This is a genomic window from Streptomyces sp. NPDC055749 (assembly GCF_053617235.1).
The window spans coordinates 132552-146290 of sequence record NZ_JBSHFH010000006.1; the positions used below are offsets into that span (position 1 = coordinate 132552).

6 protein-coding genes are annotated in these 13739 nt (G+C 71.9%); 1 reads left to right on the top strand and 5 read right to left on the bottom strand.

The features are described from left to right. Positions 1–70 precede the first annotated feature (70 nt). Both ACWGO0_RS06690 and ACWGO0_RS06695 read right to left on the bottom strand, forming a co-directional pair. Positions 71–3364 (bottom strand): S8 family peptidase, encoded by a 3294-nt coding sequence (locus tag ACWGO0_RS06690; protein WP_453529040.1) that lies wholly within the window; start codon positions 3362–3364, stop codon positions 71–73. 260 nt (positions 3365–3624) lie between these two features. Further along, the gene (locus ACWGO0_RS06695; protein WP_453529043.1) at positions 3625–7383 is read right to left on the bottom strand and encodes a S8 family serine peptidase; all 3759 of its coding nucleotides are present in this window, start codon (positions 7381–7383) and stop codon (positions 3625–3627) included. Positions 7384–7641: 258 nt separating this feature from the next. On the opposite strand from ACWGO0_RS06695, the gene ACWGO0_RS06700 reads away from it, so the two are divergent. Continuing rightward, positions 7642–8400, top strand: coding sequence for a response regulator transcription factor (locus ACWGO0_RS06700; RefSeq protein ID WP_453529046.1), 759 nt, complete (start codon positions 7642–7644; stop codon positions 8398–8400). A 24-nt stretch (positions 8401–8424) separates the two neighbouring features. Here ACWGO0_RS06700 and ACWGO0_RS06705 read toward each other — a convergent pair whose 3' ends face one another. From ACWGO0_RS06705 to ACWGO0_RS06715, 3 genes are all read right to left on the bottom strand, one after another. Further along, on the bottom strand, positions 8425–12519 hold the full coding sequence (locus ACWGO0_RS06705; protein WP_453529049.1) for a S8 family serine peptidase: 4095 nt from the start codon (positions 12517–12519) through the stop codon (positions 8425–8427). A 130-nt stretch (positions 12520–12649) separates the two neighbouring features. Continuing rightward, positions 12650–13000, bottom strand: a complete 351-nt coding sequence (locus tag ACWGO0_RS06710) for a hypothetical protein (RefSeq protein WP_453529052.1) — start codon at positions 12998–13000, stop codon at positions 12650–12652. Between the two features lie 82 nt (positions 13001–13082). After that, positions 13083–13685 (bottom strand): TetR/AcrR family transcriptional regulator, encoded by a 603-nt coding sequence (locus ACWGO0_RS06715; RefSeq protein WP_453529055.1) that lies wholly within the window; start codon positions 13683–13685, stop codon positions 13083–13085. Positions 13686–13739 lie beyond the last annotated feature (54 nt).

Sequence of the window (13739 nt, forward strand, 5' to 3'; positions counted from 1 at the left end):
CCCACCGGCGTGCACCGGAGGCGAGCGGACCGGGACCCTGACGAGGGCGCCGGTCCGCTCACGGTCCGGGCTACCGGCTGGACTTGTTGACCTGGAAGGCCCGGGTGACGGTCTGCTCGACCGCACTGCCGTCGCTCGCCGCGACGGTGGCCCGCAGGGTCGCGTACGAGGCACCTCCGGGAGCGGTCAGATCGGCGTGCGGAGGCGTTCCGTGCCGGCCCTCGGTGAGCTTGACCGCGTGCCAGGTGGCGCCGTCGTCCCAGCTGACCTCCAGCTCGGCGGGAGCGACCGTGGCTTCGACGGCACCCGGTGCACGCTGGACCGCCACGTCCACACGGGTCGTGGCGTAGCGAGGGGCACCGCCGGAGGCGTCGAGGCCGTGCGGGGTGAACCGGACGGCCATGAGCGGCAGGATGGTTCCGGAGCCGTCGTCGGTGTCCGAGTCGAAGCTCCACTGCGACTGCACGCGGGTGGACAGTGTGGCGTAGGGCTGGTTCCGGGTGATGTCCGCGTCGAGCGTGTAATGACCGGGGCCCGCCGGAGCCGGGATGGTCTTCGCACCGCCGACGGCACTCCACGCACTCACCTTCTGGCCGTCCTTGGCCAGGGTGAGGGTGCCCGAAGCGCCCCAGTCGGTGCCGCCGCGGCTCCCGTCGCCGTCGACGAACCACGGTGTGCCGGTCCAGATCATGGAGTTGTTGATCCGGTAGGCGGGCGCGGCCGGGAGCGCCGGTCCGACCACCGCAGCCGCGAAGTCCAGGCGGCGCAGGGCGTTCGGGCCGAACGTCTGCGTCGAGGTCGCGATGGACTGCCGCCCGGCGATCGAGGCCCGGTCGAGCCATTCGCCCGGTGTGCGGTAGTCACGCACGGTCGAGGGGAAGCGGACCGACTGGTCGACGAACAGCGGGAGCAGGACGTCGTCGTCCGGAGTGGCCGCGGTGGTGCCTGCGGCGGGAGTGCCCTGGGCGTTGAAGTGGACACGCACGTCGGTCAGGTCGCGGCGCTGGACCGAGAAGGCGGGCCGGGCCGGGACACCGTCGTTCCAGGTGCGCGCCACGTGGTAGAAGAACGGACTGGGCGCTGCCGACGAGGCGTCCTTGGCCGCGAACACGGCGAACGTACGGTACTTGGCGTCCGCCTCGGCGAACGGCGTCGCGTACAGCGACTGTCCGGAGCGCTCGCCCGAAGTGACCACGCTCAGCGTGTACGTGCCGGTGCCGGCGGGCAGGGCGAGCGCGGCCTGCACGGAGGTGGCGTGGGCCGCGCGGTCGTCGACGTCCGCACGAACCGGAGCGGCGGTGCGGGCGTCGAGGTCGACCGTGGTGTCCGTGACGGGGGTGACCGACGTCGCGGCCATCGTCGTGGTGCGCTCCGTTCCGGTGCCGCTGTTGATCGTCATGCCGATCCAGTACTGCGCCTCGGGCACGGACGCCGTTCCGGTGCCCGCGTTGATGCGGACCGGGTAGCGGTCGCCGGTCCAGCGGTTGACGACCATGGCGGTTCCGGTAGCCGGGGTGCCGTCACGCTGCTCCGCGTTGAGCGTCAACCGATGAGTGGGAACGGGGCTGTTGACGCCGAGGATCGTACGGGTGACGGCCTTGCCGTCCTGCGAGGCGGCGAGTATCGCGGACCACGGGCCGTGCGGCAGCAGTGCGGCGCGGGTGGTGACAGTCGCGGTCGCGGTGCCGTGCGCGGGGACGGTGACCTTGTCGCGGTCTACCGAGAACTGCTCGGCGTTGCCCGGTTGCGCGGTGGGCGACAGCGGCTTTTCGAGGGCCAGGTCGAGCGTCGTGTCGCTGTCACCGGAGTTGGTGAAGGTGACGGTGTGCTCGGTGTTCCTGCCCGCTCCGTCGGACCAGCCGGCCGTCGTCGTCAGGTTCGCCGGGGAGGCGAGGACCGTCTGTCCGACGGCGCGGCCCACGTCCACGCGGCCGGTGCCCTGCTGGTAGGCCGAGCGCTTCGTGTTCGGCTCGGCACTGTTCATGAGCGCGGTCTTGATCTGTTCGCCGCTCCAGTCGGGGTGCGCCTGGGCGACGAGCGCGGCGGAGCCGGCCACATGCGGCGTCGCCATCGACGTGCCGCTCTTGGAGGTGTGGCCGCCGCCTGCCTTCGCCGCGGCGATGTTGACGCCGGGCGCTGTGATGTCGGGCTTCACCGCGTTGTCACTGGGACGTGGGCCGCGGCTGGAGAACGGCGCCAGCTGATCGTCGGCGTCGACCGCGCCCACGGCCAGTGCGGCGTTCGCGATGGCGGGCGCGCCGACCGTGGCGGTCCCGAACTCGCCGTCGTTGCCCGCGGCGACGACGAAGAGCGTGCCTGTGCTCGCCGACAGGTCGTTGATGACCGCGACCGCGGGGTCCGTCTCGTCCGCGGGGCCGCCGAGGCTCAGGTTGACGACCTTGGCGTGGACGGTGTTGACGGCCCAGTCGATGCCGGCGAGGAGCGCGGAGGTGGGGCAGGAGCCGGTGTTGTCGCAGACCTTGCCCACGGCGAGCGACGCGTCGGGGGCGACACCGCGGTATGTGCTGTCGACGCCGGCGATGGTGGAGGCCACGTGTGTGCCGTGGCCGTTGTCGTCCTCGGCGGTGTCGCCGCCGAGGAAGTTGGACGAGACCGTCACCCGGCCCGCCAGGTCCGGGTGGTCGGAGTCGTAGCCGCTGTCGAGGACGGCGACTGTGACACCCTTCCCCGTGAATCCGTTGTCCCAGGCCTGGGGAGCGTTGATCTGGGGGACGCTCTTGTCCAGGGCGACGTGCATCCGGCCGTCCAGCCACAGCTTGTTCGCACCGCCCGCCAGCGAACGGCCGGTGCCGGCGGTCAGGCGCTTCCAGGTGCCGACGGCGTCGGTGCTGTCGTGCGGGTCGAGTGCGGTCAGGCCGAGGCGGGGTATCGCGCGCCCGGGGTTGGCCGCCCTGCCGGCCGCGTCGCGGGCCCTGCTCGCGGCGCCCGAACCCTTGGCATGCTGAACGATCATCCCCACGGCGCCGGAGGCGGTGGTGCCTTTCGTGCCGTATCCCGCGTCCAGCAGCACCTTGACGTCGAAGAGGCGGGGGTCGAGCCGGCCCGCGGCGAGCAGCGGCTCGGCATCCGAGGGCACGACGCTGATGTCGCCGCTCCCCACGGAACTGGTGGTGAAGGTGACGTTTTCCCGGCCGGGTCCGGGGGTGACGGTGGCCGAGCGGATCTCGGCACCGGAGCGTTCGACCGTCACGGTGTCGCCGGTGGGCAGCGGCACGGTGAACGTGGTGGCTGCCGGCGTACGGGAGTCGGCGCCCGGTCCGGACGGGTCTGCCGCGTGGGCGGCGGTGGCAGGTATGAGCGCCGCCATCATGCCGGCCGCGGCCGCGATGGATCTGATGTGCACGGAGAGAACCCCCAAAGATCGCAGAGCGAGAACGGGTCGAATCCTGGCAGCGCCGGGACCGTCAACCAGGCTCAGGGAGTGGCGACTTGACGACGCGTCGCAGATACGCCACGGAGGAGGGCCGGGCCGTCGTGGCCCTTCTCCAGGCAGCACGTCGCGGCCGAGCTCCCCGGCCGTCGCGCCGGAGCAGGTGGCCGTCGGCGACCACCGGGCCGTACACCGCAGGGCCGCCCCGGAAAGAGGCGGCCCTGCGGTGTCTCTCAGCGGACTTCGTATGCGCGGATCATTGTCTGGTCGACCCGCGCCCCGTGTCCGTCGGCGAGCGTGACGCGCAGGTGCACGAACGTGCCCGCGGGCGCGTCGCCCGGAACCGTCGCCCGCCACGCCCCGTGGGACCCCCGCACGTCCGCGGTGCGCCAGTCGGTGACCGCGTCCGTCGTGGCCTGGTCGCCGTAGGCGTACTGGACCTCGACGTCCTCCAGGGCGACGGGGCCGTCCGCCCCGTCCACCACGGCGCCGACACCGATCGTGGTCGTCTCGCCCGCCGGGCGCGTGTTGCGCAGATCGGACGGGAGGTCGAGGACCGGGACGAGGAGGCGCTGGGCGCCCTGGTCGGCGGCGCCGGAACGGAAGTCCCACTGCGTGCTGTACGCGAGGCCGGTGCGGTCGGCGGCCGACGCGGGCCGGCGCCAGGTCTGGCGGTACGTCACGTCGGCCGTGTCCTGCGGCAGCTCGAAGATGCCCGAGACCAGGGCCTGCGGTTCGCCGTTCACCAGCAGCTGCCGGGTGCCGTAGTCGTTCCGGGCACTGGTGGAGTCGTGGCCGCCGGCGTCGCCGAACGGGGCGACGGTGAAGGCCAGCCGGTTGCTGTCGCGGGTCATCAGAGCGGCGCTGTAGGTGTTGCGCACGGGGCCGTACGGCGACTTGTACCAGTTTGCCGTGGAGCTGCCCTGCTGCACCTTGCGCGGCCCGTCATAGGCGGTGCCGCCGTTCGGGCCGAGGTCTCGGCGCATCAGGGTCGTCCACGTCAGGCCCTCGCTGTCCGACGGTGTGAAGAACTCGGTGCGCTGCTGCGGGGCGTGCAGCGGCAGCGTCGTGCCACCCGCCCACAGGCCGGGCATGCCGGGCAGGCCGGGCAGGCCCACCTGTACGTCGGACCAGTACGTGGCGTCGCCGGCGGCCTGCTGCACGTGGTAGCGGGCGTCGGTGACGGCGAGCTCGCTGTCGCGCACCCGCTGGGTGCCGGGTCGGATCGCGTCCTTCGAGGTGTGCGCCAGGTTGTAGACGTACGGGCTGTGGGCGGTCGCGGTGCCGGACCAGCTGACCTTCGCCGAACCCGACCGCGTGGCCTCGGCCTTGAGGGTGAGCGCGTCGTCCCAGGTGATGGTGGCCTGCGGAACACCGCCCTCGGGGCCGGTGATCTGGAAGCGGCCCTTGCTGTCGGGGACGGCGGCCAGGACGCCGACGGCGCCTGCCTTCGCCGCGGCCGTCTCCCAGATGAAGGCGTTGCCCCCGCCCGGGCCAGCGTCGACCAGGGCGACCTTGCCCGACAGGTCGTGGGCGGCGAAGTTGGCGTCCGTGCCCTTGCCGATCGCGACGACCTCGGCGGAGCCCCTGCCGTCGAACTCCGTCGCCTTCTGTACCGGCAGCGGGTCCAGGACCCGCCCGCCGCCCGAGGTGAACCGGGCGAGCGGCGCGGTCTGCCGGGCCGACGCGAGGAACGTGACCTTGTCGGCGTGCCTGACCAGCTGGGCGTAGATCGCCTTGGCGTACGAGGGGACGGATGTGGCGTATCCGGCGAGCAGTCGCCCGGTGCCGTCCAGGCCGTAGGTCAGCCCGATCGCGAACCCGCTGGGCCGGCTCGCGCGGTCGGTGTCCCATGCGACCCGCTCGGCGTCGCGGGCGTCCAGAGTGACCGTGGTGTCGCCGGAGACGGTCAGTTCCGGCCGGTAGAGCTGTGACACCGAGGCCACGCTGCCGACGTTGCCCGGCTCGTCCCGGGTCATGACCAGACCGCTGAGGGAGTACGTGCCGAGCGGCACCCGGATCGTGGTGCTGCCCGCGGCCGGGTAGCCGAGGGTGTACCGCTTCGCGGTGTCGCGGTGGTCGTCGAACAGCTGGAACGCCGACGGGGACGCCGCCGGGTCGCCGTGCCGGTCGAGGCCCTTGACGGTCAGGTCGGCCGACGGCACCTCCAGGTGCACGCCGAAGGGGACGGTGACGCGCACGCCGTGGGCGCCCGTGCCGACGAGGCGGCCGGTGAGCGTGCCGTAGTCACCGGCGTCGAGCTTCGCCGCGGGGTCGATGCGGACCGGCACGTCGGCGGTGCCGTTCGCCGGGACGGTGACCTTGGTGCGGGCCGGCTGGGCGAAGCCGTGGACGCGGGAGCCGTCGTCGCCGCGCACGTCGCGCACGGCAAGGGCGAGGGTGACGTCCTTGTCCGTGGTGTTGGTCAGCGTGATGGTCTTGTCGACCGGTTCGAGTCCGGCCTGCGGGTACGCGAAGTCGCCGAGCAGCGGGTTGGGTTCACCCGCCACCGGCTGGGATGTCGCACGGGCCACGTCCATCGGTCCGGCGCCCTGGTCCAGGACGGGGGCGTCGGTGTCCTTCGCCGACGAGGTGAGCAGCGCCTTGAGGCGGGCCGGCGCGAGGCCGGGGTGCTGTTGGAGGAGGAGCGCGGCGCCCCCGGCGACGTGCGGGGTGGCCATCGAGGTGCCGGACATCGACTGGTACGCCTGGGCGCCACGCCCGCCCGCGCGTGCGGCGACGACGTCGACGCCCTGGGAGGCGATGTCGGGCTTGGCGTTGATCCCGTCGGCGGAGGGGCCCCGGCTGGAGAAGGACGCGGTCTCGTCCTTGCGGTCGACGGCCCCGACGGTCAGAGCGCTCGGTGCGCAGCCGGGCGTGGAGACAGTGCCGCGCAGCGAGGCGTTGCCCGCCGCGATGACGAACAGGGCCTTGTCGCTGAGGCGCTGGACCGCTTCGACGTCCGGGCCCGAGCAGCTGCGGGAGCCGTCGGCGCCGAGCGACATGGAGACGACGTTCGCGCCTTCGGCGACGGCCCACTCCATGCCGTTGACGATGCCGCTGAGTGTGCCGGAGCCGTCGTCGCCGAGCACCTTGCCGACGAGGAGTTCGGCCCCCGGTGCCATGCCCGCGTACCGGCCGTCGGACGCGGCGCCGGTGCCGGCGACGGTGGACGCGGTGTGGGTGCCGTGGCCGGTGCGGTCCTCGCCGTCCTGGCCGTTGACGAACACCTTGGTCCGCGTGATCCGGCCGGCGAGGTCGGGGTGGTCCGCGTCCGCACCGGAGTCCAGGACGGCGACCTTGACGCCGGATCCGTCGAGCCCGGCCTTGCGGGCGGCGCCCGCCCCGGTGAGCGGGACGGTCGGGGTGCCGGGTCCGTCGGCATCGGCGCCCCTGACCTTGGCGTCCAGCCAGATCTTGGTGACGCCGCCGGCCGAGCGTGCCGAAGCCTTCGCCGGGATCAGGTCCTGCCACGCGTCGGCGGCGGACTTCTTGGCGACGTCGAGGCCGGCGCCGCCGATGGATTCGAGCGTGGCGGTGGTCCGCGTACCCGGACGGGCGGTGCGCGGCGCGCGGCCACCCGCGTACTCGACGATCACCGGCACGGTGGCGGAGTGCGCGTCGTCGTAGCCGTCGGCGACGAGTCCGCCGATGTCGAAGAGCCGTGCGTCGACGAGTCCGGCGTCCACCAGCTTCTCGACGCCCTGGGGGAACACGTAGGTGCGGGTGCCGTCCTGCCAGACGGCGGCGGGATGGTCGGTGCTGTCAACGGGACGTGGTGCGGCCGACAGGATCCGGCCGTCGGGGGCCATGCGCGCGTCGACCACGTCACCGGTGATCAGAGTGACGGTCACGGTGCGGGCGGCCGCGTCGCCTGCGCCGGTCGGCGAGGTGGCCGTGGCATCGGCGTCCGCCGCGGGTATGCCGACGGCCATGAGGGCGACGGTCGCGAGGCCGGCGGCCGTGGATCGCCATGGTCGGGTACGTCTCACAGGACAGCTCCTGGTCGAAAGTGGGTGATGGACCAGCAGCGTCGTCAATTCCGCATCTCCATGGGTGTGTTCGGGCTGGCGAGTGCCCGCCATGACGTAATGCCGACATCGACGGCTCCTCGGATCCGTGCACCCTCGAAGCCCTGCCGAGGGGGCCCCTGCCCCTGCGCGCCCGGCGGCGGCGAGACTAGGGGCATGTCGTCCGTTCCAGGAACACCTCCCCCGCAGCCCACAGGCGCCGCGGCGTCCGCCCCTGCCATGCGCGCGTCGATCGTCGAGCTGCAGGAGCGATTGCGCGGAACCGACGCCGCGCTGACCCGGCTGCTGAGCGAGTGGCAGGCGGGCGCGGGCGGGAACGAGGAGCACTTCGTCAGGGTCTGGGAGAACCGGGCGGAGCAGGCCCGCCGCATCTACGACCTGGAGTACACGGCCCGCACTTCCCTGCTCGTCTTCCAGTCCGGGGCGAACACGGTCGCGCCCGTCCCGACGACGCTGCCCGACGAACCCGAGGAGCAGCAGGCGCACGCCACCGGGCCCGCGATACGCAAGGACGGCAATCCCGACGCCGCCTACCGCGTCGTCGTGGACCGTGACTTCCTCTCCGAGCCGGCCGCGCTGCGCGCCCTCGACCTGCGGGCGGCGGCGGGTCATGAAGTCCGCGTCGTCGACCAGCCGTTGGTCAAACTGGTCGTCGCGGACGGCGAGACGGCGATGGTCCAGCTGGAGCCCGGACGGTCGCTGGAGCTGCGACCGCCGCTCGTGCTGCTCGCCACGGAGCTGTTCGAGTCGGTGTGGCGCCGCTCGCGCCCGTACCTGCGCGAGGACGGCGACCTGAGCCCCACCGACCGCCGCATTCTGCAGCTGATGCTGGCCGGGCTGACCGACGCGGCGACGGCCCATCAGCTGGGCACGTCGTCGCGTACGGTGCAGCGCCGGGTACGGGCGCTGATGGATCTGGCCGCCGTGACGTCACGCGTCCAACTGGGCTGGTACGCGATGCGCAACAACTGGGTGTGAGCACCCGGCACGGCGGCCCTGCGCTTACATCAGGTCCAGGTAGTCCCCCAGCGACTTGCCGCGCAGGCGCTTGACCGGGTCGGTGTAGTGGTCGGCCCTGCTGTTCTGCTGCAGGTAGGTGTCCTTCACCCAGGCGAGGTCCTTGGCGCCGACGGTGCCGTCGTGGTCGATGTCGGCGGCGCGGTCGGCTGTCCCGCGCGCCGCGTACACGGCAGCCGCGTCCCGGACGTCGACGACGTCGTCGCCGTTGACGTCACCGGCGACGAGGGCTGCCGCCGAGTTGGCACTGTTGCCGGCCACACCCCAGGTGCCGTCCAGGCCGAGGTCGATGTCCTCGGTCCAGGTGAAGTGACCGGGCGCCGTCACCCGGAACCGGTACGGCTTGTCGGACGGGGTCAGCCCGCTGGCCGAGATCCGGCCCGCCTTGTCCACGGCGACCTCGCGGCTGGTGCCGTCGGGCGCGATGAGCGTCGCCTCGATGCCGTCCGCGGTGTGGTCGCGGAGGTTGTCGTACGCGCCTTCCCTGGTGAGCAGGGCCTGGATGGCAGGGCGGGCGACGAAGGTCGACGTCGGGTTGAGCATCCGCACCGCACCGTAGAACTGGGTGTTCAGGTTCGTCTTGGTGCCCGCCGTGTCCACGGCGGACGTGGTGCCCGCATTCAGGCTCGCGACCGATGTCACCGTGCCGCCGGTCACCTCGTACGTCACCTTCAGCAACGGCATCGAGTCGCCGCTCAGGCCCTCGCTGCCGGCGACATCGAAGGAGAGGGTGCTGTACGAGGACGATCCGGCCGACACGTCGGTGCGGTGGATCTCGGACGGGCCGTGTGCCTTCAGTTCGGCGGTCGGTTCGATGCCGACGACCTTGACGTTCCGGTCGTCGTAGCGGATCTGCGAAGTGAACGTCTTCCAGTTCTTCAGCTCGTGTGCGGTCAGCGTGTACGTGACACGGTCCCCGGCCCGCGCCGAGGACGCGCTCGCGTCGCCGACCACGTAGGGCGTGCCCTTCTTCATGATGCTGATCCGGCGGATGCCACCGATGTTGCCCGCGGCGTCCGTGGGCCACAGCTTCAGATTCGCGACGGGCGGGCCGACGGGAAGCTCGACCTGCCCGTCCACGGCCCCGTCGGACCCCACCGGGAGCCTGCCTTCCGGCGCGTTCGGGTTGTAGAGCGAGTAGTACAGGCGGTTGTCACTCTGGCCGATGTCGAGGCCTGCGGCGCGGATGTCGTCGGCCTGGGCGTCCCGCAGTGTGCCGGTCACGTTGAACGACGTGGCGTCGGCGGGCCGTTCGACGACGGTGGGGTGGGCCGGGTCCCAGGCTCCGTAGGCGTCCTCGTACGCGGGCAGTTCCGTGTCCACGTACACGTCACGCAGTTCGCTGTCGGTGCCGCCGGCGGCGTCCGTGCCGACGATGCGCAGCTTGTAGTGGCCGTCGTCGATGTAGCGGCCTCGCGGGTTGAACGGTGTGGCCTCGTCGCCGGTCAGCGGGAAGTACCAGGGGCCCACCGTCGCCGGGCCGTAGAGGACGCCCTCGGTGAGACCGACGGTGTTGATGCCACCGATGTAGCCGAGGTCCTTGCCGTCGGCGTCGGTGAGGAAGATGTCGATGCTGCGCAGCTGTCCGGCCATCCTCAGGTCGAAGGTGGCCGCGCCTGCCCCGACGGCTCCCTGGTCGGAACCCCGTCCGGTCGACATGACGGACTTGGTCATGTCGACCTCCTCGAACCCGGACTTGGCGACGCGCAGCCCGAACGGGACGTGCAGTGCGGGCAGTCCGCTGCCGCTCGGTGGTGTCAGCGTGACCGTGCCCTCGTAGTAGCCGGCCGCGGCACCGGCGGGCACGCTCAGGGCGGCGGCAACGGACTTCCTGCCGTGGGCTCCGACTGTGATCCGTTCGTTGGTGGTCAGCGTGATGGCCGAGGCGTCGGCGTCCGCGGAACTGCCGGAGCCGCGGCTGAAGGCCGTGTTCACGGCGTACGTGACGGGCCTGCCACTGTCGTTGACCACGCGCAGGGTGCGCGTGAGGTTCGTGGCGCGGCCCACCGGCAGCACGCCGAGGTCCAGCGCACCGGTGACGGCGTCGAGTTCGGTCTGCGAGCCCTCGACCGTGATGTGCGGGGTGGTCTCCGGGACCTGCACGGCGGTGGTGGCGTGCACGGCCGCGTACGGGTCGACGGCTCCGGCACCGGCCTCGAACACGCTGACATCGCCCGGCAGCGTGGTTGCCGTGTTCATCAGCGCCGTCTTGATGTCGTCGGGGCTCCGTCCGTGGTCGTGCTGGAGCATCAGCGCCGCGGTGCCGGCGACGTACGGCGCGGCCATCGAGGTTCCGCTGAGGCGGGCGTACGCGTACGTGTGGTCGCCGCCGGCCGGGTCGACGATGTCGGCGGGGACGGACGACAGGACGCTGACGCCGGGCGCGGTGACCTCGGGCTTGATGGCGGCGCTGCCGTAGACCGGGCCGCGCGAACTGAAGTCGGCCAGCGCACCGTCGCCGAGCCGGAAGGTACCGGCTGAGGTGAACGAGACCTCGGCGCCCGCCGCCATCAGTGCGGCGCCGTCCGGCGCGGTCAGCGAGAACGCCGGAACGTAGTTCGGGTTCTCACCGATGTAGTGCGGGATGTGCCCCTCGTCGGCGTTGTCGTTGACGAGGAGAACGGCCGCGGCGCCCTTGTCGTGTGCGCGCCGCACCTTCTCGTCGAGCGGGATGCCTCCACGCCGGATCAGGACGGCCTTGCCGGTGACGTCCTTGCCGGTGTATCCGGCGGCGGTGCCGGTGGCCGCGTCGACGACCGCGAGGGAGCCGTCCGTCAGCTTGTCGAGGGCGTCGCCGTAGGGCTGGGCGAGCAACCGGCCCTGCGCCGTGGCCGTTTCGGCGGTCAGCGTGTACGCGGGCAGGGTCAGCGGTTCGGAGTGGGCGCCGACCGTCAGCGGGAGGGCGGCCGCGGCCGGCGTGGCGACGGTGCCCGGCTTCGGGCCGCTGTTGCCGGCGGCTATGACGGTGGTGACGCCCGCGAGGACGAGGTTGTCGGCGGCTATGGACTGCGGGCTGAGCGGGTCGTTGATGGCGGCGCCCAGCGACATGTTGACGACGTCCATGCCGTCGTCGGCCGCCTTGTCCATGGCGGCGATGATGCTGCTGGTGCGGCCGCTGCCGTAGGGGCCGAGCACACGGTAGGCGTGGACGGAGGCGCCGGGCGCGACGCCGTGCGCGGCCCGCGCCTTCGCGTCGGCGCCCTGACCGGCGATGATGCCGGCGACGTGGGTGCCGTGCTGTGTGTAGTACGTGGAACCCTGGTTGGTCTCGGCCTGGCCGGACGCCTTCCAGTCCTCGTACGTGGTCTCCATCGGGTCGGCGTCGTCGTCGACGAAGTCGTATCCGCCCGCGTACACGCCCTTGAGGTCGGGGTGTCGGTAGTCGATCCCGGTGTCGATGACGCCGACCTTGACGCCCTTGCCGGTGATGCCCTCGGCGTGCAGGCGGGCCACGCCGTCGTCGGCGCTGCCGGTCTCCTGGCCGCCCGACGCGATGGCCCCCGGGTCGGAGAGCGCCTGCACCGTACTGTCGGGCCACACCGAGGCGACCTCCGCGTGGTCGAGCAGCTCGGCAACCCGGTCACCGGGCAGGCTGAGGCTGACCCCGTCGAAACTGTGGGTGTAACTGCGGTGCAGCCGAGGCGCCTTGGACTGCTGACCGGTCTTCCCCGCAGCCGCGTGCTTCCCGGGGAACATGTCCTTCAGTACGTCACGGAACGCGCCCTGTGCTTCGGTCACCGCGGCGCGCGCGTCCGTCTCGCTGAGGCTGCGCCCCTGGGCGGCGGCGAGGAGGCGGGCCGTCCGGGCGGGCGGCGTCCGCAGTTGCACGATGACGTCAACGGGGTCGGCGGACTTCAGCGCCGCCTTGTCCGTGACGTGCAGTCCGCCCAGGTCCAACGTCGCCATCCGGTGCAGTGCCTGTCGCTCCTGGCCGTCCAGGGAGGCAAGCACGCTGCCGGCGCTCGGCGTGGCGCCCGGGTCCGGTGCGGCGACGGCCGCGGGAGCCACACCCGCCACGGCGGCAAGGACAGCGCCCGCCACCACCAGGGACAGGCGTCTTTGTTCCGGGACATGCGTCATGGTTGCCTTGCTCCGCTCTGAACTTCACCGGGGACGGTCGCCCGATCATCGGCGCGTGACGGAGCAACACGGAAGGACGGCCGGTGGCGTATTCACGACGTGTCGTCAAACCGCCATCAGGGGCGTGGTGTCACTGGACGGCTGTCCATGGCCGGCGTTGCTCCGACGCCCGCTTGTTGGTGTCGATGATCGTGAAGAGTACGAGAGCGAGAGCGCAGGGAATCGCGACTGCCAGGAAGGCCACCTTGACGGGCCGGCTCACCTCGAACTCAAGGAGAAGCACCCAGATAAGCGCACCGGCGCCGATCGCGAAAGTCGTTCTGCCCATCACGAAAGCCTGCCGTCGCGCCGCTTCGGGCGACCAGTCGATCTTGGGGTATTTGGTCAAGTGCCGGAAAGCCACATCGCCGAGCCCCAGGGGGTTGACCATGCACAGCAGCCCGAGGGATGTGAACAGCACGGGCCCGAGGAACATCTCCATATGGGTTGCCTCATAGAGTCGGAGGTGGGGGCAGGCGGCGGACCATACCTGCCCAAGGCCCAGGGCGCCCGGTGCTACCGCCTCACGACCGTGCCTCGACCCCGCAGCTGATCAGCTCCACCACCGATTCGACGAGCGCGTCGTCCGGCATCTGCTGTTCACCGACCATCCGGAACACCAGCGACGCGGCCACCAGCGTCGCCGCGGCGCCCAGGTCCGCATCCGGGCGCACGTCGCCACGGGCGACGCCGCGCTCCAGCAGATGACGGGTCTCACTCATGACCCGTTCCGTGTAGGCCCGGTAGGCGCCCTGCTCGGCCCCCGCCTCCGCCGCGGCACCGATCACACCGGCGAGCAGCCGGCCGACGCCTGGTTGCCGGTACGCCTGAGCGCGTGCGGTCAGAACGGCGTGCAATTCGGCACGGAAGTCGCCCATGTCGGGTACGGACAACGGTCCGATGCGTGACTCGGCGGCAGCGATGACGAGGTCCTGCTTCGTGGACCAGCGGCGGTACATGGCGGGTTTGCTGACGCCCGCGCGTGCCGCCACGGCATCCATGGTCAGCGCGCTCATTCCGCTCTCGGCCACGAGCTCGACGACGGCATCCAGCACCGCGCGGCCGACGCGTTCCTCCCGGGGCCGCCCCGGGCCCCTCCGTACCTGTTCCACCCGGTCCTCAGCCATGCGGTGACCCTACGCGGCCGGAGTCGCGCACCGTGCGAGGGGGCCGCCGGACTT